Source organism: Desulfofundulus thermocisternus DSM 10259 (assembly GCF_000686645.1).
GTDB classification, from domain to species: domain Bacteria; phylum Bacillota; class Desulfotomaculia; order Desulfotomaculales; family Desulfovirgulaceae; genus Desulfofundulus; species Desulfofundulus australicus.
Window position 1 is genome coordinate 32,332 of sequence record NZ_JMLG01000013.1, and the last position, 21,112, is coordinate 53,443.

20 protein-coding genes, 1 tRNA gene and 1 pseudogene are annotated in these 21,112 nt (G+C 55.7%); 2 read left to right on the forward strand and 20 right to left on the reverse strand.

Features of this window, described 5'->3' with window-relative positions; all coding sequences use genetic code 11:
- Positions 1-6: 6 nt before the first annotated feature.
- The 3 genes from ispD to BR83_RS0110150 all read right to left on the reverse strand — a co-directional run bounded on the left by ispD (position 7) and on the right by BR83_RS0110150 (position 3,015).
- Positions 7-1,236, reverse strand: coding sequence for a 2-C-methyl-D-erythritol 4-phosphate cytidylyltransferase (ispD, locus tag BR83_RS15650; protein ID WP_084327182.1), 1,230 nt, complete (start codon positions 1,234-1,236; stop codon positions 7-9).
- Positions 1,229-2,368 (reverse strand): PIN/TRAM domain-containing protein, encoded by a 1,140-nt coding sequence (locus BR83_RS0110145; protein ID WP_027356986.1) that lies wholly within the window; start codon positions 2,366-2,368, stop codon positions 1,229-1,231. The genes ispD and BR83_RS0110145 overlap by 8 nt, the downstream gene beginning before the upstream one ends.
- 170 nt (positions 2,369-2,538) lie before the next feature.
- Positions 2,539-3,015 carry a CarD family transcriptional regulator gene (locus BR83_RS0110150; protein WP_027356987.1) on the reverse strand — a complete coding sequence of 159 codons (477 nt, stop codon included), beginning with the start codon at positions 3,013-3,015 and terminating at the stop codon, positions 2,539-2,541.
- Positions 3,016-3,216: 201 nt separating this feature from the next.
- On the opposite strand from BR83_RS0110150, the gene BR83_RS0110155 reads away from it, so the two are divergent.
- Positions 3,217-3,612, forward strand: a complete 396-nt coding sequence (locus BR83_RS0110155) for a hypothetical protein (protein WP_027356988.1) — start codon at positions 3,217-3,219, stop codon at positions 3,610-3,612.
- Between the two features lie 25 nt (positions 3,613-3,637).
- On the opposite strand, the gene disA is transcribed toward BR83_RS0110155, so the two are convergent.
- From disA to BR83_RS15660, 17 genes are all read right to left on the reverse strand, one after another.
- Positions 3,638-4,726 carry a DNA integrity scanning diadenylate cyclase DisA gene (gene disA / locus BR83_RS0110160; protein WP_034635118.1) on the reverse strand — a complete coding sequence of 363 codons (1,089 nt, stop codon included), beginning with the start codon at positions 4,724-4,726 and terminating at the stop codon, positions 3,638-3,640.
- Positions 4,716-6,086 carry a DNA repair protein RadA gene (gene radA / locus BR83_RS0110165; RefSeq protein ID WP_027356990.1) on the reverse strand — a complete coding sequence of 457 codons (1,371 nt, stop codon included), beginning with the start codon at positions 6,084-6,086 and terminating at the stop codon, positions 4,716-4,718. Before radA ends, disA begins: the two co-directional genes overlap by 11 nt.
- A gap of 308 nt (positions 6,087-6,394) precedes the next feature.
- On the reverse strand, positions 6,395-6,571 hold the full coding sequence (locus tag BR83_RS17205) for a hypothetical protein (RefSeq protein WP_157833001.1): 177 nt from the start codon (positions 6,569-6,571) through the stop codon (positions 6,395-6,397).
- Between the two features lie 48 nt (positions 6,572-6,619).
- Positions 6,620-7,966, reverse strand: coding sequence for an NADP-specific glutamate dehydrogenase (gene gdhA / locus BR83_RS0110185; RefSeq protein ID WP_027356991.1), 1,347 nt, complete (start codon positions 7,964-7,966; stop codon positions 6,620-6,622).
- Positions 7,967-7,998: 32 nt separating this feature from the next.
- Positions 7,999-9,327: a glutamine synthetase family protein gene (locus BR83_RS0110190; protein ID WP_027356992.1), complete on the reverse strand. Its 1,329-nt coding sequence runs from the start codon at positions 9,325-9,327 to the stop codon at positions 7,999-8,001.
- A 464-nt stretch (positions 9,328-9,791) separates the two neighbouring features.
- Positions 9,792-10,490: a response regulator transcription factor gene (locus BR83_RS0110195; protein ID WP_027356993.1), complete on the reverse strand. Its 699-nt coding sequence runs from the start codon at positions 10,488-10,490 to the stop codon at positions 9,792-9,794.
- 33 nt (positions 10,491-10,523) lie between these two features.
- Positions 10,524-11,753: a sensor histidine kinase gene (locus tag BR83_RS0110200; RefSeq protein WP_027356994.1), complete on the reverse strand. Its 1,230-nt coding sequence runs from the start codon at positions 11,751-11,753 to the stop codon at positions 10,524-10,526.
- Positions 11,754-11,969: 216 nt separating this feature from the next.
- Positions 11,970-14,453, reverse strand: a complete 2,484-nt coding sequence (locus BR83_RS0110210; protein ID WP_051618125.1) for an ATP-dependent Clp protease ATP-binding subunit — start codon at positions 14,451-14,453, stop codon at positions 11,970-11,972.
- 27 nt (positions 14,454-14,480) lie between these two features.
- The gene (locus BR83_RS0110215) at positions 14,481-15,554 is read right to left on the reverse strand and encodes a protein arginine kinase (protein WP_027356996.1); all 1,074 of its coding nucleotides are present in this window, start codon (positions 15,552-15,554) and stop codon (positions 14,481-14,483) included.
- A gap of 4 nt (positions 15,555-15,558) precedes the next feature.
- On the reverse strand, positions 15,559-16,080 hold the full coding sequence (locus BR83_RS0110220; protein ID WP_027356997.1) for a UvrB/UvrC motif-containing protein: 522 nt from the start codon (positions 16,078-16,080) through the stop codon (positions 15,559-15,561).
- 55 nt (positions 16,081-16,135) lie between these two features.
- Positions 16,136-16,606: a CtsR family transcriptional regulator gene (locus tag BR83_RS0110225; protein WP_027356998.1), complete on the reverse strand. Its 471-nt coding sequence runs from the start codon at positions 16,604-16,606 to the stop codon at positions 16,136-16,138.
- Positions 16,607-16,878: 272 nt separating this feature from the next.
- A tRNA-Asn gene (locus tag BR83_RS0110235) sits at positions 16,879-16,953 on the reverse strand.
- Between the two features lie 89 nt (positions 16,954-17,042).
- The gene (gene nrdD, locus BR83_RS17770; protein ID WP_084327184.1) at positions 17,043-18,023 is read right to left on the reverse strand and encodes an anaerobic ribonucleoside-triphosphate reductase; all 981 of its coding nucleotides are present in this window, start codon (positions 18,021-18,023) and stop codon (positions 17,043-17,045) included.
- A 160-nt stretch (positions 18,024-18,183) separates the two neighbouring features.
- A complete protein-coding gene (locus BR83_RS0110245; RefSeq protein ID WP_027357000.1) occupies positions 18,184-18,510 on the reverse strand; it encodes a DUF2250 domain-containing protein in 327 nt (108 codons plus the stop codon).
- 44 nt (positions 18,511-18,554) lie between these two features.
- Entirely contained in the window at positions 18,555-19,316 is a 762-nt protein-coding gene (locus BR83_RS0110250; RefSeq protein WP_027357001.1) for a TatD family hydrolase, read from the reverse strand.
- A 99-nt stretch (positions 19,317-19,415) separates the two neighbouring features.
- A complete protein-coding gene (locus tag BR83_RS0110255) occupies positions 19,416-19,802 on the reverse strand; it encodes a DsrE family protein (protein ID WP_027357002.1) in 387 nt (128 codons plus the stop codon).
- Between the two features lie 79 nt (positions 19,803-19,881).
- Positions 19,882-20,649 (reverse strand): nitrite reductase, encoded by a 768-nt coding sequence (locus BR83_RS15660; RefSeq protein WP_084327186.1) that lies wholly within the window; start codon positions 20,647-20,649, stop codon positions 19,882-19,884.
- A 215-nt stretch (positions 20,650-20,864) separates the two neighbouring features.
- Here BR83_RS15660 and BR83_RS0110265 point away from each other — a divergent pair.
- Positions 20,865-21,112 (forward strand): annotated as a pseudogene (locus BR83_RS0110265) (IS1634 family transposase); the annotation flags it as partial.

Consider the following 21,112-nt stretch of genomic DNA (forward strand, 5'->3'; position numbering starts at 1 on the left):
GCGCGGTTAATCCAGAGCTCCTGTGGGCAATAGATTTTCCGAACGACCCCGAGAAGAGACAACGGCGGCCACGGCGTAAGCCGCTATCCCCTCACCGGTACCGGTAAAGCCCAGCCCTTCGGTGGTTGTAGCTTTCACATTCACGCATCCCGCGTCGATACCAAGGGTACGGGCAATCTGCTGCACCATGACCGGGATGTAACCGGCCAGCCTGGGCGCCTGGGCCACCACCACGGCATCGATATTGCTCACCCTGTAACCCCGTTCCGCCAGCATCTTTCCCACCTCTTCCAGCAGCATCAGGCTGGAAATCCCGGCATAACGGGGTTCGTGATCGGGAAAATGGCGGCCGATATCCCCCAGCCCGGCGGCACCCAGGAGGGCGTCCATAACAGCGTGGACCAGCACGTCGGCATCGGAATGCCCCGCCAGACCCCGCTCAAAGGGCACCTCCACCCCTCCCAGGATCAGGGGGCGCCCGGCAACCAGCCGGTGCACATCGTATCCGAAACCCATCCTCAACGGTGCAGGAGGCACGTTGCTCTTCTCCCCTTTCTCCAGCAGGGCCTCCGCCACAACCATATCCTCGGGGGTGGTAATTTTAATATTCCGGTAGGAGCCGGGGACCAGTTTCACCGGGTGGCCCATGGCCTCCACCAGGGAAGCGTCATCGGTGGCCGAAATTTTTTCCGCCGCCGCCCGCCGGTGGGCTTCCACGAGCAGGGAAAACCTGAAGCCCTGGGGAGTCTGGGTCAGCCACAGCACTTCCCGGGGGAGGGTACGGGCCACAAAGCCCCCGGAGCCCGCCTCCTTTACCGTATCCTTCACCGGAACGGCCAGGGTGGCCGCCCCCCAGCGGGCAGCCTCGCGGGCCACCGCCAGCACATCCTCCACCCGCGCCAGGGGCCGGGCGCCATCATGAACGAGCACAACCTCCGTTTCCGGCGGCAGGGCTTCCAGCCCGTTGCGCACGGAATCCTGCCGCCGCCCGCCGCCGGGTACCACTCCCCGCAGTTTGCGGCAGCCCCATTCCCGGCGGGCCAGCCGGTCCACGCGCTCCACGTCCCCCTCCGCCGCCACCACAACATAGCCCCGGACCGGTTCCGCTTCCTCAAAAATGCGCAGGCTCCGGGCCAGCACGGGCAAGCCGGAAAGGGGCAGGAACTGCTTGTTTACTCCCTGCCCCATCCGCTCGGAACGCCCGGCAGCCACCACCACGGCAAAGACATTATCCAATGGCGTTCACCCCGTTGTAGCGCACATTTCCGTTTTCCTGGCGCTGCTCCTGCCGGGGACGGGCGAAGATCATCCGCCCGGCAGCCGTCTGCAGTACGCTGGTTACCAGCACGCTGATGGTCTGCCCGATATATTTTTTACCCCCGTCGACCACGATCATGGTGCCGTCATCCAGGTAGCCCACACCCTGGCCGGCTTCCTTGCCGTCCCGCACCACCTGCACGACCATTTCTTCCCCGGGCAGGACCACCGGCTTGATGGCGTTGGCCAGCTCATTGATGTTGAGCACCTTCACGCCGTGAAGCTCGGCCACCTTGTTCAGATTAAAATCGTTGGTCATTATTTTGGCCCCCAGACGCTGGGCCAGCTTGACCAGTTTGGAATCCACCTCGGCCACATCTTCAAGACCACGCACATTATCGATTATCTGAACCTTGACCGGGGAATTCTTGCGCATCTGGTTCAGTATGTCCAGCCCCCGGCGCCCGCGGTTGCGCTTCAATACGTCCGGAGAATCGGCAATATGCCGCAGTTCCTCCAGCACAAAGGCGGGAACCAGAAGGGTGCCTTCAATAAAACCGCTTTCAACCAGGTCAGCAATGCGGCCGTCGATAATTACGCTGGTATCCAGCAGCTTGAAATTGGACTGGCGGTTTTCCGCCCTGGAGGCCTTTTCCCTGCCAAAACGGGGAAAATTACTGAAAAGACCCAGCAGCTCCTCCCTTTTTTTCACGGCCACACTCATTCCCAGGTAACCCAGAAGCATGGTGCCCAGGATCCAGATTATCCTGCCCAGCGGTCCCAGAACAAAAAGAATTGAACCTAATAAATTAGCAATTATGAGTCCAATAATCAGGCCCACAGAACCCATCACCAGGTCCTGGGTCGGGGTCCTGGAAAGACGCTGTTCCAGGAAAGAAGTCAGGCGCACGGCCCCGCGAATGATCGGGGAAGCCAGGAACAGGCCCAGTATAAGCCCGATCAGGGTGCTCAGGGCCAGGATGCCGAACTTAAGCTGGGGCAGGCCGGCCGGGAGAGATAACAAACCCCTGTCCAGGACGAGCAGACCCGTATAAAAGCCGGACGCCGAAAAGATGGCAATCAGCAGAAAAAAAATAACGCGCCTCAGCAACATTTTCACCTCACTTTCTCCTCAACTCTCTTTAATTCTCCTGTTTACGAGCGGGCTTGCCCACCTTATTGCTGACATTTATATTATAGCCCCATAAGATAACCACTTCAACTAAAAATTGGAGATTCTTACCTTTTTAAAAAAAACACGCCAGTAATTACTGACGTGTATTAAGCAAAAGCGCTGTCCACCAGGGATTGGGCTTTTTCTTCTTCCAGTTCGGTAGCCAGAGCCAGCTCACTGATTAATATCTGACGAGCATTCTCCAGCATTTTTCTTTCCCCGGAAGAAAGGCCCTTTTCCTTCTCTCTCTTGGCCAGGTTACGCACCACCTCGGCAACCTCGTATATATCGCCGCTGCGCATTTTTTCCAGATTAGCCCGGTAGCGGCGGTTCCAGTTGGAGGACATGGCGGTGCTTTTTCCCTTGAGGATGCTGATAACTTTGGGTACGCTTGCCCGATCTATGACTTCCCGCAGGCCGATTTCCCGGCAGTTGGCAATGGGAATCATTACCTTCATATCACCTACGGGCAAGCGCAAAATATAATACTGCTTCTTCTCTCCCAGAACTTCTTTTTCCTCAATGGCTTCGATGATCCCTGCCCCGTGCATGGGGTACACGACCTTATCTCCAACTTTAAACAACGCCGGACCCCCTTAAACTTAAAACTTTACCTGTACAAAATTATAGCAGGAACCGCGGCATTTGTCAAGAAATAATAATTTTAGCATAGCTACTATACTGTGTCAACAGAAATTTTTGAAAAGCCGGTTTGACAGGACAAGCACCCGGCAGGTATAATTATCAAAAAAAGGGCCATCTGAAAAAGGAGTGGTACCGTTTTGATCAAAAATGCAGCCTACGATGATTTTCAGCGCACGGTTTCGGAAGTGCTGGTCTGCAACCGGAGTGTACTGGACGTGCTGGCCAAGACCCAGGAGGCCAATGCCCGTCTGAACAGGGCGGTGATTAAAACGGTTACCAGCTGCGGATGCTTGAGAATAAACGCCCGGAAAAAAGAAATTCCCCCGGATGCTACCCTGGCCGACCTGCGGCACCTGCTGGAATCACACCTGGCGGGGGAAATGTGCGGGGAATGCCGGGAGGCGGTGGAAAACGCCATCGGGCGCTGCCTGTTCTATCTGGCGGCCCTGTGCGACCTGCTTGATTTGAATCTGGAAGATATTGTGGCCAAGGAACAAAAACAACTGCGCATCCTGGGCATATATAACCTGGCTTGAAAAAGGCGCCGGTCGACGCCTTTTTTTAATTGCGACCCTCCTGGAGCAGTTGCTCGCGGTAACGGGCCAATCCTTCTTTAATGGAACGGGCCCGCGCCTCCCCGATACCCTCCACCGCATCCAGCTCTTCAATGCTGGCGTTGAGAATTTTCTGCAGGGAACCAAACTCTTTAACCATATTTTCAATCACCGGCAGGGGCAGGCGGGGGATTTTATCCAGGATGCGGTACCCCCGGGGAGAAACGCTCTGGTCGAGAATGCTGGTGCTCCCGGGATACCCCAGGGCACGGGCAATCAGGGAAAGATCCAGGAGGTCCTCCGCCGGCCAGCTGTTGATCATGGCCAGAATGGTACCCGGGGACCTGTCCGTAGCCGTAGCGTAGTCACGGATAATCAGCAGGCCCTCGTGTTCCACGCCGGTTACCAGCTCTTCCAGCTGCATGGTGATCAGCCTTCCCTCTATCCCCAGCTCGCTGATGTACTTCTCAATTTCCTTGACCACCCGCAGTACCATCTCCACCCTCTGAATGGCCCGGCTCACATCAAAAAGGGTTACCGCTTCCTCAAACTCCAGGATGCTCAGCTGCTTCACCACCCGGTCCAGCACCGAGCGGTATTTTTCCAGGGTCTGAATGGCCTGGTTGGCCTTGGCCAGAATAACCCCCACATCCCGCAGCACATACTTCAGGTTTCCCTTGTAAATGGTAATTACTCCCCGGCGCTGGGAAATGGAAATCACCAGGGCACCGGTCTGCTTGGCCACCCGTTCGGCCGTGCGGTGCCTGATGCCGGTCTCGGTGGAAGGAATGCTCAGGTTGGGGATGAGCTGGGTGTTCGCCGCCAGGATTCGCTTCAAATCCGAACTTATAATTATGGCCCCATCCATCTTGGCCAGCTCATAAAGGTTGGCCGGCGTGAATTCCGCGTTAACGGCAAATCCTCCCTCGGCAATCTCCATTACTTCCGGCGAATCGCCAATAACAATCAGCGCCCCCGTTTTTGCCCGCAGGATGTTTTCCAGGCCTTCGCGCAAGGGAGTACCGGGAGCAACGGTACGCAGCAACTGCAGCAGCCTGTCTTCTACACGTTCCTCCTTCAAGGTTTCACCCCTCATTTTCCAGGGCTATTTCCAGAGCCTCTGACAGGGTCCGGGCCGTCCAAATTTCCAGGGTTCCCAACCGTGACCGGTCCACCTGACCCGCATTGGCCCGGGGCAGCAGGCAGCGGGTGAAACCCAGCTGTGCCGCTTCCTGGACCCTTTTCTCAATCCCGGTAACGGGGCGGAGTTCCCCCGTCAGGCCAACTTCACCCACCACTGCCAGGCGGCAGTTAACCGGGCGATCCCGGAAACTGGAAGCCAGGGCCACCGCTATGGCCAGGTCAACCGCCGGCTCCACCAGGCGCACCCCGCCCACCGCGTTGACATAGGCGTCATAGCTGCCCAGATGCAGGCCCACCCGCTTTTCCAGCACGGCCATGATCAGAATAACCCGGTTGTAATCCACCCCCGCCGTCATGCGCCGGGGGGTGCCGAAGCCGGTGGGCGACACCAGGGCCTGAATCTCCACCAGAAGCGGCCTCGTCCCTTCCAGGGTGGGCACCACCACCGACCCGGCCACCGGCCCGACGGAGTGCTGCATTATGAACAGGGAAGAGGGATTGGCCACCTCCACCAGGCCGGCATCCTTCATCTCAAAGACGCCAATCTCGTTGGTGGACCCAAAACGGTTTTTAACCCCCCGCAGGATGCGGAAGGACTGGTGCCTCTCCCCTTCAAAATACAGCACCACATCCACCATATGCTCCAGGATCCGCGGCCCGGCCAGTATTCCCTCCTTGGTCACGTGCCCGACCAGGAAAATGGCCACTCCCATTTCCTTGGCCAGGCGCATCAGCCTGGTGGTGCACTCCCGCACCTGCCCCACACTGCCGGGAGCAGAACCGAAATCCACATGGTGCATGGTCTGGATGGAATCCACCACAACCAGGGCGGGACTCAAAGACCTGATGCTGTTTTCCACCGCATCAATATCCGTTTCCGCCAGAAGGTACAGCAGGCTGGACTCCATACCCAGGCGGGTGGCCCTCATGCGTACCTGCTGGAGCGACTCCTCACCGGTGACATAAAGTACCACCCGGCCGGCACCGGCAACACCGGTGGCCACCTGTAAAAGGAGGGTGGATTTACCGATCCCCGGATCTCCCCCCAGCAAAATCAACGAGGCAGGTACCACACCACCGCCCAGCACCCGGTCCAGTTCACCAATACCGGTGGAAAACCGTTCTTCCTTATCCAGGTTGATCTGGGTTATGGGAAGCGGAACAGGAGCAGCGGCCCTGCCCTCTTTCTGCCCCCTGCCGGAAGCCCTTTCCTCCACCAGGGAATTCCACGCCCCGCACTCGGGACAGCGGCCCAGCCAGGAATGCGTGCAGTGCCCGCACTCCTGGCAGCAGTAGCGGGTCTTTCCGCTCATGGTCACTCTTCCTTAAATTAACCGGGAACCCGAAACCCCATCCTGAAAATAAAATTCGTCATTCCCGGGCCTTTTTTCACAGAAGATAACATTTTTAGTATAACATTTCTTAATTTGCTTCCACAAGTTAAAAACAATACCAGAACAGGGTCTTATCACCTCGATCCGCCCCGGCTAAGGCTGCAGTCCGCCCGGCAGGCCCGCTTACAACCTTTACCGGAAAGGTAAAGAAAAAAAACCGGGCAAACACCCGGTTCCTGCAGGGCAATGACGCCGGGCGGCAAGCCAACCTTCCCCGGCTTTTATATCTACAGCTTGTCAGGGGGCTGAAGTTGCCTCTTTAGCAATTCCTGAAGCAACGCTTTTATGTCCTGCAATTCCTTTTCCAGGGCGATGAGCTTATGCACGGCCTGACTGGGGCAGCAGTTCCCGAATTGAGCGCATTTTGAGCAGGGATCCACATAGGCCAGCGGGCACTGATTCACGGTTTAACCCCCTTTAATTAACATTCCGGCATCCCCGGTTCTCCTGTACTAGACCACCCCCTGAGCCATCATGGCCCTGGCCACTTTGAGGAAGCCGGCAATGTTTGCCCCTACCACCAGGTCACCTTCGTAACCGTATTCCCTGGCCGTCTGGCTGACCTGCCGGTAAATGGCTGCCATAATACCCCTGAGCCTGGCATCCACCTCCTCAAAGGTCCAGGAGTACCTCATGCTGTTCTGGGACATCTCCAGGGCTGAAGTGGCAACACCACCGGCATTGGCGGCCTTGGCCGGTCCGAAGAGGACTTTATTATCCCGGAAAACTTTTATGGCCTCCGGTGTGGACGGCATATTAGCCCCTTCGGCTACCGCCATAACCCCATTGGCCACCAGCATCCTGGCTGATTCCTCATCAATTTCGTTTTGGGTAGCGCAGGGCAGGGCAATATCACATTTAACTGACCAGATGCCCTTCGACCCTTCGTAATACCGGGCCGACGGGTGGTGCTCAACATAAGTTTTAATTCTCTTCCTCTCCACTTCTTTGATCTGCTTCACCGTTTCCAGCTTTATCCCGTCCGGGTCCACTATGTACCCGCTGGAGTCGCTCATGGCGATTACCCTGGCGCCGAGCTGCCGGGCCTTTTCCGCCGCATATATAGCCACATTTCCGGAACCCGAGATGATCACCGTTTTACCGGCCAGGGTCTGTCCATGATCTTTGAGCATTTCCTCCAGGAAATACAGCAATCCATAACCAGTGGCTTCAGTCCTGACCAGACTTCCTCCATAGGTCAGGCCCTTGCCGGTGAGAACACCCTGGTAAAGATTCGTTATTCTCTTATACTGGCCGTACAAATATCCAATCTCCCGGCTGCCGACCCCTATATCGCCCGCCGGAACATCCACATCCGCCCCGATATGCCGGTAGAGCTCGGTCATGAAACTCTGGCAGAACCGCATGATTTCGCCTTCTGATTTTCCCTTGGGGTCAAAATCGCTTCCCCCCTTGCCTCCCCCTATGGGCAGGCCGGTCAGGGAATTTTTAAATATTTGCTCGAAGGCAAGGAACTTAATAATGCTCAGGTTTACTGAAGGATGAAAGCGCAGTCCGCCCTTATAAGGACCAATGGCGTTATTGAACTGAACCCTGAAGCCCCGGTTAACCTGCACCCGGCCCTGATCGTCAACCCAGGGTACCCGGAAAATAACCTGCCGGTCAGGTTCCACTATCCTGTGCAGGATACCCGCTTCGACGAATTCAGGATGCCTTTCAATGGCTGGTTCCAGGGATTCCAGCACTTCCAGGACCGCCTGATGAAACTCCGGCTCATTGGGGTTTCGTTTCACCACCTGCTCCATAACCTCATCGATAACCTGTCGTGTCGACCCCACAGTAAAACCCCCTTATGTTCTGGAATCGGCTGCTAAAAGCGCAGGAGATATTCCTGCAGTTCCCAGGGATGAACATATACCTGGAAACGTTCCCACTCTTCTACCTTGGCCCTGGCATAAATCCGGTAAATATACTCACCCAGCGTAGCCCTGGCCACCTGGTCGCAGGCCAGTTCCCGCAGGGCCTCATCCAGGGTCCGCGGCAGGCAGGCAGGGCGTGTACCCTTGCACTGGCCATCATCGGTGAGCAAAATGTTTTTATCCAGCGGGGGAGGTAGTTGAAGCTGCTGCCGCATCCCCTCCAGTCCCGCTTTCAAGATTAAAGCCAGCGCAAGATACGGGTTACAGGCAGGATCCGGATTACGCACTTCCACCCGCGTTTCCCGGCCGGGGTGAGCAGCAACGCGCAGCACCGTATGGCGGCTGTCTTCCGACCAGGCCACATGCACGGGCATGGTCAGGTCACCGGGGAACAGCCTTTTATAAGAATTAACCAGTGGGTTGGTAATGGCAGCATTGGCCCGGGCATGGGCCAGAATTCCCGCGACAAAATGGCCGGCTTCCCGGCCGGGCGGCAGGGGTTTCCCAACCCCGTTAATAAAGCCGGCCCCCTTTGGCCGGAGGTACAGGTGCAGGATCATCGCTGACCCCGGCCGGTCATTGAGCGGCCTGGGCATGAAGGAAGCGTGAAGGCCGTACCGCTGGGCAATGGTGCGCACGATAAATTTGAAGGTTACCAGCTTATCTGCCATAACCAGGGCGCTATCCGGTTTCAGGGTGATCCCATGCTGGCCCGGCCCTTTTTCGTGATGGCTGAAGCCAACCTCAATCCCCATTTCTTCCAGGGTCAGCACCATGTCCCGCCGGACATTTTCGCCCAGGTCAAGCGGGGTCAGGTCGCAGAACCCGGCATGGTCATGGGTACTGGTGGTCGGGTTACCGCTATCGTCGGTGTAGAAGAGGTAAAATTCCACCTCCATCCCAACCATTATTTCCAGCCCCATCCGTTCGGCTTCAGCCAGCACCTTTTTCAGAACGTTGCGCGAACACCCGGGATAAGGAGTACCGTCGGGATTGAGCACATCACAGATAAAACGGGCCACCGCTTCTTCACGGGGACGCCAGGGAAGCACCAGGAAAGTCGACAGATCGGGCTGCAGGATAATGGCCCGTTCCTGGCTGTTGACCAGTCCATCAACCACAGAGCTGTCGAAAGAAATCCTGCCGGCCATCGCCTGTTCCAGATCATCCAGGGTCAAGGCGATATTTTTAAAAGTGCCGAAAATGTCGGTAAACTGGAGGCGCAGGAACTTCACCCTTTCCTGCCTGGCTTTCTCCCTGACATCTTCACGGGTAAGCATGGCAACCTCCTGAAGATTATTGTTCTTAAGTGAAACATCCGGCTGGTTGGTTTTAATGTAAATAATCCGGCGTCAAAAAATCATAAAAAAGGGACATGTAAACATAAAAATTTCATAAAAACACAAAAACTCCGCCCGTTACCTGGCGGAGTTTCAGCCTGTAGACAAAGTACTTCTGGGATGCGCCCTGGTTTTACTCGTCGCTCCCAGTCGTTTCGCTGGCCGAGCCTTAAGGCCTCGTCGCCGGTCTTCGGCGGGTACCGGCCACATTCACACATCCAGTGTTCAGGTGGCCTCCGCGGACGTCCTGTCCGCGGCCCCGCCTCATCCCGTCGCCTCGGCCTGGCCCGGCAGCGCTCACTCCAGGTCGCTCCTAATGTAAAACCAGGGCACATAAAGAGTTAGTCAACAATCTAAAACTCCGCCTGTATCTGGCAGAGTTTCTTCTGAATGAAAATCTTCTTTTAAAGGTCTGATACCAGATAGTAGCCAACGCCGTGTTTGCTCAGAATATACCTGGGATTGCCGGGGTCGTCCTCGATCTTTTTTCGCAGGCTGCTGATGTAATTGCGCAGGTAGTGCAGTTCATTGCGGTACTCGGGGCCCCAGACCCGGGTGAGCAAATCCTCATGGGTGATGACCTTTCCCGCGTGACAGCCCAGGTGGTACAGGACCTGGTACTCCGTAGCGGTGAGCCTTACTTCCCTTCCCCTGACAAAGACCCGCCTTTGAGCAAAATTGATCACCAGGTCTCCCACTTTAAGGGACGTGCCCCTGGGAAATTCTTCTGACGGGTGGGTTCTCCTGAGGATGGCCTTCACACGGAGCAATAACTCCTCAACGCTGAAGGGCTTGGTGATATAATCATCGGCTCCCGCGTCAAAACCACGGATCCGGTCCTGTTCGCGGGCCCTTCCCGTAAGCATAATTATGGGGATATCGGAAAACTCACGGATTCTCTTACATACCTCAAATCCATTCAATGGACCGGGAAGCATGATATCAAGAATCAACAGGTCATAATGGGAAGATTCCAGCTTTTCAAGGGCGGTTTTCCCGTCGGCGGCCGTATCCACCTGGTAACCACTGGCCAGCAGGTTAACCTTAACCAATCGCACGAGGCGGGGTTCATCATCCACTACCAGGATTGTTTTACGCTTCATTTCAATCCACCCGGTCTTTATCAAGAATTGCCCTTAAGACGCCCGCTGCTCCAGGGGCAGTGTAAAGTAAAAGGTTGTTCCCTGGTTTAACTTGCTTTCTGCCCAGATCCGGCCCCCGTGGCTTACTATGATCTGCCGGGCCAGAGGCAATCCCAGCCCCATCCCCTTTTTGTTTTCCCGGATACCCCTTGCCGCCCGGAAAAATTTTTCAAACAGCCATTTTAAATGCTCGCTATCAATACCAATACCCTGATCGGTAATTGAAACAACAACCTCCCCGGGCTTTACCTCTCCTTTAATTGTGATTTGCGTACGTTCCATGGAATATTTGACCGCGTTATCCACAAGGTTTCGCAGCACCTGCTCGATCCTGATCGGATCCGCTTCCACCAGGGGGAAATCCTCAGGAAAAAGGACGGTATACTGGTGATTTTTAATGCGAAACGACGGGTCCGTGAGCACCTTTCTGACTACTTGCGGTATGGAAACGGGTTCCTTTTTCAGTTCAATTCCGCCCTTCCAGCTGAAAGTAGCGGAATCCAGCAGGTTATCAATTAAGTTCTCGATATGATCCGTTTCCTCTACAATGATTTCCATAAACTCCCGTTGTGAAGCATGGTCCCAGGTAACGTCCTCCCGCATTAGAGTTGTGATATAGCCTTTAATACAGGCCAGGGGCGTTCTCAAGTCATGGGATAGCCCGGCCAGCATTTCCGACCACAACTGGGCCATATCTTCGGAAGGGAGGAAATAAGAAGCGGCTTCCCGCGATCTCCCGTCAACATCCAGATTGCAGGCGATAAAATGGGTTACCGCCTTGAGTATTTCCGTAATGGGATAGGAATTCAGCAGCAGCGCTTCCCCATAGACCATTAAGAATCCCTTCCTGTCCTCCATGGGGAAACAGGTTACCTCCAGGTCGGACCGGCCGCACCCTTCCATTACCTTCTGTCTTACCGGGCAGTCGAATATGTGGCACGGCACATCACCATTTCCAGGTGAGTTCTGGCGGGAACACCAGAGCACGTCCACCGCAACCTCCAGGCAGCCGGACCTGCTTTCCTGGTCGACCCGGGCGAAATATACTAAACACTGCCTGGCCACCACAATACCCAGCGCCGAACCGCTGGCTCCCAAAATCTCCGCCAGCCAGCGGGGAACCCGCTCGAAATTGCCCTTTTCCCTGACGATTCTTCCGGCCAGGTAAAGCATTTTGATGCAAATATCCAGCAGGTAATCCGGTTTTAAAATTTGCTCCGGCACAGGACCATCTCCGGCTAACCTGAATAGAGTTTTTTATTTATTTTTCGATATCCTGTATCAATATCCTCCTTCCGGCAGCACGTCCGGCCCGGCTATAAAGGAGGCACTTGTGAAAATGGTAAAAGGAGGTGCGGAAAAATCGCACCTCCTGCTATTTTTTAGATCCACCCTTACCGGTCCCCCTGCCTTTTCAGCGGATACGGCATACAGGCGGTACTATTCACTTTGAGCATTCGCCGGTGCCCCACCCGCTGCCTGGCCGTCACCGGCCCTGCGCACCACAATCTGGCCGTTTTCGCCGTCCACCACCACCCGGTCGCCCCTGTGGAAGGTACCCTTCAGGAGCTCCTCGGAGAGGCGGTCTTCCACCAGGCGCTGGATGGCCCGGCGTAAAGGCCTGGCCCCGTAAGTTTCATCGAAACCTTCCCTGGCCAGAATTTCTTTAGCCGCTTCCGTAAACTCCACTTCCACATCGTGTTCTTTCATCCGCACGGCCACTTCTTTGAGCATCAGGCCCACAATTTCCTTGATGTGCTCGGCGGTCAGGGAGTGGAAGACGATGATCTCGTCGATACGGTTCAGGAATTCCGGCCGGAAGGTGCGCTTCAACTCCTCGGTTACCCGCTCCTTCATGCGCTCGTAGCTGGCTTCCCTCTCCTGTTCGGTACGGAAGCCCAATGTCCCTTCCTTGCGCAGGGTGTGCACCCCCACGTTGGAGGTCATGATGATCACCGTGTTGCGGAAGTCCACCGTCCGGCCCTTGGCATCGGTCAGGCGACCGTCTTCCAGGACCTGCAGGAGGATGTTGAACACATCCGGGTGGGCCTTCTCAATCTCATCCAGCAGCACCACGGTGTAAGGCTTGCGCCGCACCGCTTCGGTCAGCTGGCCGCCCTCCTCGTAACCCACGTAGCCCGGGGGTGCGCCCACCAGTCGGGAGACGGCAAACCTCTCCATGTACTCGCTCATATCCAGGCGCACCAGGGCATCCTCGTCGCCGAAAAGGGCCTCGGCCAGCGCCCGGGCCAGCTCGGTTTTACCCACACCGGTGGGACCCAGGAAGATGAAGGAACCGATGGGCCGCTTGGGATCTTTCAGACCCGCCCGCGCCCGGCGCACTGAACGGGCCACGGCCCGCACCGCCTCGTCCTGGCCCACTACCCGCTGGTGCAGGATTTCCTCCAGGCGCAGCAGGCGCTCGGTTTCCTCTTCGGCCAGCTTTTTCACCGGGATGCCGGTCCAGCTGCTGACAATCTGGGCGATATCCTCCTCGGTAACCACCAGTTCTTCCTTGCCCCTGGCCGCCTGCCAGTCCTGCCGCCGGGCTTCCAGTTCTTTCTTCAACTGCTGCTCCTGATCCCGCAGCTGGGCGGCCTTTTCAAACTCCTGGTTGTTGACGGCCGCTTCCTTTTCTTTCTGGATTTCCTCAATCCGCTTCTCCAGATCCTTGAGGTTGGGCGGGGCAGTAAAGGCCCGCAGGCGTACCCGGGAACTGGCCTCATCCACCAGGTCAATGGCCTTATCCGGCAGGAACCGGTCGGTGATGTAGCGGTCGGAAAGCCTGGCCGCCGCTTCCAGGGCCTCATCGGTTATGCGCACCCGGTGATGGGCTTCGTACTTATCCCGCAGCCCCTTTAAGATGGCGATGGTTTCCTCCACCGTGGGCTCCTCTACCATGATGGGCTGGAAGCGCCGCTCCAGGGCGGGATCCCGCTCAATGTGCTTGCGGTACTCGTCCAGGGTGGTGGCCCCGATGCACTGGAGCTCGCCCCTGGCCAGCGCCGGCTTCAGGATGTTTGCCGCATCAATGGCCCCCTCCGCCGCACCGGCACCTATGAGCGTATGCAGCTCATCAATGAAAACGATGATGTTGCCGGCCCTGACGATTTCGTCAATAACCTTTTTAATCCGTTCCTCGAACTCGCCCCGATACTTGGTGCCGGCCACCATGGAAGCCAGGTCCAGGGTGACCACCCGCTTGTTGAGCAGTACCTCCGGTACGTTACCCTGCACAATGCGCTGGGCCAGACCCTCGGCTATGGCGGTTTTACCCACCCCCGGCTCACCGATGAGCACCGGGTTGTTCTTGGTGCGGCGGCTCAAGATCTGGATGACCCGCTCGATCTCCTTCTCCCGCCCCACCACGGGATCCAGCTTGTCGTCCCGGGCCAGGGCGGTCAGATCGCGGCCGAACTGATCCAGGGTGGGCGTGCTGGAAGCCTGGGATCTGGCCGCACCCGGCTGCCCCATGGCCGCTCCCCCTGCCATACCGCCGAGCATCTGCAGGATCACACCGCGCACCCTGTTCAGGTCCGCCCCCAGGGACATCAGAGCCCTGGCGGCCACACCCTCGCCCTCCCGGATCAGACCCAGGAGGAGGTGCTCCGTACCCACGTAGTTGTGGCCCATGCGCCGGGCCTCATCCACAGCCAGCTCCAGTACCCGCTTGGCCCGCGGAGTCAGGGGAATTTCCTGCGGCATGGGACCGGAAACCTTTTCCACCATCTGCTCCACCACTGACCGCACTTTATCGGCTTCAATGCCCAGGCTGGCCAGGGCCTTGGCGGCCACACCCTCCCCTTCCCGGATCAGCCCGAGCAAAAGATGTTCCGTACCTACATAGGGGTAATTAAGCCTCCTGGCCTCTTCCTGCGCTAAAAACAGCACTTTTTGCGCCCTTTGCGTGAAACGCCCGAACAACATCGTCACAACACCTCCTCTTGTTTTTTAAGATTGCTGAGCAGCCGATAGTTTTTTGCGGATCAACTGGGCGCGGTATATATCCCGCTCCACAGGACTCAAATCCTTACCCGTAACCTTTACCAGGAAGGCCGGCCGGGTAAGAACCATCAATTCGATTGTCAGCGGCGCCGGGATATTTTTGATGATCCCCATATTAATACCCAGGCGCAGGTCGGAAAACAGGCTCATGGCTTCCTCGGAGGTCATCACCCGGGCATGCTTCAGCAGGCCGTAGGCCCGCCCCACCCGGTCCTCCAGCTGCTCGCGGCGCTCCCGGTAGAGGGCCTGCCGGGCCGCCCTTTCCTGTTCCAGCAGCTGGCGGGTTACCGAAATAAGGTTGGCAATTATGTCCTCTTCCGCCTGCCCCAGGGTAACCTGGTTGGAGACCTGGAACAGGTTCCCCTTGGCCTCGGTACCCTCGCCGTAAAGCCCGCGCACGGTTAACCCCAGCTTGGTAATGGTGTCCAGAACCCCTTTGATTTGATTGACCATCACCAGGCCGGGCAGGTGCAGCATCACCGAAGCGCGCAGGCCCGTACCCACGTTGGTGGGGCAGGCCGTAAGGTAACCCAGTTTCTCGTCGAAGGCATAATCCAGGGTCGCCTCCAGAGCGTCGTCAAGGCGGCTGATCAGCTCCCAGGCCCTGTTCAACTGCAGGCCGGGCAGCAGGCACTGCAGGCGCAGGTGATCTTCTTCGTTGACCATCACGCTGAGCACTTCATCGTCCCGCAGCACCACCGCCTTACGCTCGAAATTCTCCAGCAAGTCGGGGCTGATCAGGTGTTTTTCTACTAGTATCTGCCTTTCCACAGGTGTCAATTCGTTCATGCGCGTTAATTCCATCCTGCCCATTTTTTCCCGGAAAACCCTGTTTTCTATGGCCGTCTGCACGGCATGGATCACATCTTCGGCCTTTTCCCGGGTGAGCAGGTGGGGAAAAGGCAGGTGGGCCAGATTCCGGGCCACCCGCACCCGGCTGCTGATCACGATGTCCGACTCGGGACCCGTACCATCCATCCAGTGACTGTGGGGATTGTTCACGGTTTCTCTGATGGACATAACCTTATCCCTCCCGCAGCTCCTTTTCCAGCTCCCGGATGGCATCCCGCAACTCCGCCGCCCGCTCGAACTCCTCCCGGCTGACGGCTTCCCGCAGCTGGGCCTTCAGCCGCTCCAGGCGGTTGATTACCCGCATTTTGCCGCCGGTACGCTCGGGCACCTTGCCCGTATGCCGGGTATTCCCGTGGATGCGCCGGAACACGGGCTCGAGCCGGGGGCCAAAATAGCGGTAGCACTCCCCGCACCCCAGCAATCCCTGGCGGGCAAACTGGGCTTCCGTCAGGCCGCAGGCCTCACAGCGGGCTCCCGCTGGAGCCATCGCAGGGCCGGTGGTGGGAAAGCCGAACTCGTTGTGCAGCAGCCCGGCCAGAAAATTATGCAGGTTTATCTGAGGGAAAAAGCCCATGGCCTGGGCCTGCAGCTCACGGGCACACTGCTCGCACAGGCGCATGGTCCGCTTTTCATTGTTGATGATTTCCGTCCAGTGGACCGTGGCCGGTCTCTGGTGACAGCGTTCGCATTCCATCCACTTCAACCTCCTTTTTTAGGGCACCGGCAAAAGTATTCCCGGGATGCCCGTTTTATTCACCTTTTTGACCCAGCAAACTTATAATCATGGCGCGCAGGATCAAAGCCCGCAGCTGGTCTCTGGCCGGCAGGCCCAGGCGCAGCACTTCCCGGTCGATCACCGCCCGCATCATCCGGGATTCACGGTCGGTGATCAGCTTTTCTTCCCGCATCCGCTCAATGATCGCCTGCGCCCGCCGCTGGGATATTTCCCTGCCCACCAGATTCAGCAGCTGGCTGAGGGAATCCAGCCTCTGGTCCCGGGGCAACTGCATAATCCGCACGTAACCACCCCCACCTCGCCGGCTTTCCACCAGAAAGCCGTGCTCCACGGTAAAGCGGGTGGCCAGGACGTAATTGATCTGGGAGGGAACGCAATTAAACTGTTCGGCCAGTTCATTGCGCCGGATCTCGATCATCCCGCGGGCGCTGGCGGCCAGTAATTCTTTCAGGTAGCGTTCAATGAGATCCGAGATGTTCGACAACCACCCCCACCCTCCCTTACTTTGACCTTGACTGACTTTCACCTTTATTATAGACAGATTGGCCCGAAAAAATACAAGCGCCGGGAAAAACTTTTAGAGAAAATTTCTGGCAACTATAACCTGCCTGTAAAATCTGGATCCCCCGGGCGCTTTATTTTTCGATTTTTTACCTGATTCCAGTTTATTATACGGATTTATCCCCCAAAATAAAAAAGTACATATAAAAAACAAAAAGCATACCTGTGATTTCACAGGTATGCCCCCTTTTGCCATGGCTCCCCGAGTAGGATTCGAACCTACAACCCTCCGGTTAACAGCCGGATGCTCTACCGTTGAGCTATCGGGGAATAACCTCAGTGCCACTGTTTATTATACTAAACTCTCCTTCACCCGTCAAGCCCTTTTTAACGCTTCGTGTCTGGAGCATGACCAGAATTCAGGGTATCCCCAGCATCTTGGCCGCCTCCCGCACTACAATGGCACACCCCCGGGCGGTGGCTTCATTGCGGCCCGCCGATCCGCCCACGATCAGCGGCTTGCCGGTAATAACACCAAACTCGTTGTATCCTTTATAGCGGCTGAATTCATCCATCATCCAGGCCATGATCCGGGGATTGGTATACACATCCGGCGCCGGGATATCTTTCACCCCGATGGTCGAGAAGTGGTTGGCATAGTACCTCCCGAAGCGCTCCTTCACACCCCGCAGGTACCGGGTGCTGAACGGGTAGAGGCCCGCGTCCGCGAACCGTTCCAGGACCTTGCGCTTTATCTCCAGCGCCGTCACCGCAACAGACGACAGCCGCGCCAGCCGGGCAAAGAAGTCGTCCTCATCTCTGGCCAGGTAGGCCAGGCGGGGAAGGTTCAGTGTCACCACGCCGATGGAACCGGTCAGCGGGTTCGCGCCGAAAAAGCCGCCTCCCCGTTTCAGGAGCTCGCGCCTGTCCAGTCTCAACCGGCAGCACATGCTCCTGACGTCATCCGGAGACATATCCGAACTGACAAAGTTCGCAAAATATGGTGACCCGTACTTAGCCGTCAGCTTCCAAACCTCGCCCGGCACGCCGCCATCTCTCCACTCCGGGGTAACGTTGAACGTTGGCACCGGGAAGGTGAAGCACCTTCCCTTTGCATCCCCCCGCAACATGACCTCACAAAACGCCCGGGCGACCACCAACCGCTCCTCCCGGTAGTCGCCGTAGGTGCAGGGCTTCTCCTTACCGCCTACAATGGCAAATTCTTGATCGTAGGCGGAGGAAAGTACGTCCAGCGTCAAGTTGGTGAAGGGTACCTGCATCCCCAGGCGGGTCGGTGTGTTCAGGTTGAACACGGCCTCCTGAATCGCCTGGAGGACCTGTTTTGTCTTGGGTATTAATCTCGAAGCCTCGTCCTGATGCAGGTTCGACCTGTAAACCAACGGTTAAAACTTAAGGGATAGTTAACCTTCGGAGAAAGAGGTTCGGCCTCTCGGCCGAACCTCCAGTTCATCTCTCTTTATGTAGTCCCGGTGTCTCCATTGCACCTCAGGTCCGCGCAGAATGGAGCACCTCTTACAACCGGAATCCCAGAAGACCGTTTTACCTGCTAGGGTACTCGATATCAATATGAATATCCACTTTCCCCCTGGCCTCTCTTAAGAGAAGTTCTCCTTCCCTTGTGAGATCATAATAGGTGTGATTCCGGTGCTTAACGCTTTTCCGTCGACGGTGGTAATATTTAACTATTCTTCCTTCTACTCGCTTAATTAGTCCTCTGGCTGCCAACCTTCGGAGTCGCTCTGTGCTTTCTTCCAGGGATAAACCCAGCCGTATCGCCAGAAGTTTTGCATATTCCGGCCCCAGCTTTTTGAGGTAGGCAAGGATTTTTAAATCAAGAAGTTCCTCCTGGTCATTTTTGGTTCCCACACTCTCCTCCCCTCCTCCGTGAATTAGGTCATACCCCTGGTTGTCTAAATACCGAACAATTCTTCAGCATTGTACCTCGCAATCCGAGCAATGATTTCCGGAGGAGCCCCGTTCAGCTCCAGATACCGCACAGCCTTTGGAACGCTCAGGGGATCGTTGGGTTTGAGATTGCTGTAGTCGCTGTTCAGAACACCTCGCTGGAAACGTTCCAGGTGGTTCAGCAATAGATGGGGAGTAAGCCCTTTCTGGCGAATGGTGAGCCCGGGAATGGCCCCAAAGTTCTCGATTAAGTCAATAATGTCCAAATCAGCGTGGTCGATGATCACTTTTCCGGGTTCCATCCCGACGGCGGCGGCAATTTCAATCGTCCTATTGGTTATTTCCACCCTGTCCTGTGGCGGGGTATGAATGATTACCGGCACCCCGTATTCCTTGGCCACTTTCAATTGCTCCCTGAGGACGTCCTGTTCCCGTCGACTCCCCTCATGCAGGCCGATTTCTCCTAAACCAATGACATTACTCATCTTCAGATAATCTGGAAGGGCGTCGATCACCCTGGGCCAGTCTACCGGTGTCCCCATGGGGTGAATGCCGACAGCGACGAAAAGCCTGATGCCATTTTGGGCAGCATTCTTCATCGAAAGGGTTAACATTTGGTGGAAATGATCAAAGAGTGTCTCCGCATGTCTGGCCCCAAAAAATATAGAACAGCCGATAATCTTCTTCACCCCGGCCAGGGCCATGTTTTCCAGCCCTTCGTACGGAAGCAACGAAACATGTGTATGAGAATCTACAATTCCTTCCATAACAATTTCACCCCCCTATTGTGCTGGACCGGGTCCCTGCTTTTTGTTGCCGTATATTGAAGGGGAAGTTACTCACTTCCCCTTCACGCAGACACATGGTCAGGGCTTGATGTAAGCATACCCTTCAGTTTGTTTTCTGGCAATTTCTGTTATACCGGCCGGTACAACTGTTACAAGGTTAGGGAGGCTCTCTTCGTCGATAGACTGAGCTTTGAGAGCGTTCCGACACGCTACAAAGCTTACTCCCATCTCCGACAACTTCTTCATCTGGTCCATCAGCGATCCGCTAGCAGTTCCACAGCACTGACCGCTGCCCCCGGTCAGCAGGCACCCGCTCTTGAAAACAGAAACTGCCTCACCGTTGGCCACTACTTCGATGTCAGCATTTCCTTGCCCAACATCATTCAAAAAATTGGTGATGTTCACGAGTGCCCTTTGCCATTTGTCAGATTCGTTAACATGGAAAAGGACTTTAAGCCTGCTCATCTCACGCCCCCTCTCTGCTGAACTCAAGGTAGGGACTTCATTGTCAAGCCCATCATGAGCCCATGCTCCTCATCTTGAATTACTTTAAAATACTCTTCCTCTTAAGATACTCAGGCAAATAGTCCGCATTAACAACGTCTACATCGCCATTTTTATTATACACCCACAGCCTGTCCCTTAAAATAACAACGTTACAATGCGCTCCGTTATCCATAACACACGCGTTACCGCAACCACTGATAGTAACATTCCCTTGTAGAACGCCAGAGGAGATTATGCGCTCCGCCATCGCATGAACATCACCAATACCATTTTTACAATACCGCGCGCCTATGCACGTCTTGATTCCCCCACTACTCCACGCCAGCGCCCCCTTCAGAAATGGCATAAGCCCCACCCGGTTAATAACTTCACCCAGTCGCTCGTTCTGAGCAACCTGAATATAACTCCTAACTATCCGTTCGACAGTCTCGAGTATATACTCTTCCTTAATAACCATATCCAGCCGAGTACCCAATTGGGGTTGACGTCCTCCCTTGCCCCCAAGGTAAAGCCAGTACCCGTCCTGGACAGCAATGATACCCAAGTCGTTTAGTTGCGCCTCCACGCATGAATTGGGACAGCCATTTAGGGCCATCTTAAATTTTTTCGGCGTCGCTATCCCTGCGAGGCGTTGATTGATCTCTGCCGCCAAAGAAGTAACATCGCGGATAACATGCTTACAATACTGACTGGAACATACTTTGACATTTCGTACCACCGGACCAATATCAGCCAAAGGTAGATGGACCTTTTCTAACTCTTCAGCCACCTGGTCAAAGTTCTCAGGTTTTATACCGTAAATCATAATGGCCTCAGTAACCGTGAGCTTAGCCTTTCCATATTGTTTGGCCAGCCTATATATACTCAACTTTGACAGTAAAAGCGGGTTTTAGGCTTCATCAACTCTTGAAAACCCAGTAAAATCAAGGATGTATATTGGGAATATCAAAAAATGTTGTGCCACGTATACCATTTACTGTCTTTGAATATCCAATATTGCCATGTTATAATGATTATGCTATGTTTGTCAGGACAAAAACCTTCGCCAATAAAGATGGCACCAAAAGGACGTACTTACAAATAGTTGAAGGTGTTCGTGAGAACGGTAAAGTACGCCAGAAAGTTGTTGCTAACCTGGGCCGCATTGAAGATGCCCAGTCGGGTAGCCTCGACCGTTTAATTGAAAGCCTGGCTAAATTCTCCAAAAAGAGGTGGGTTCAAGCTGAAGCCGCCAGGCTCATGGTTTTAGAGGCAAAAGAATGGGGTAC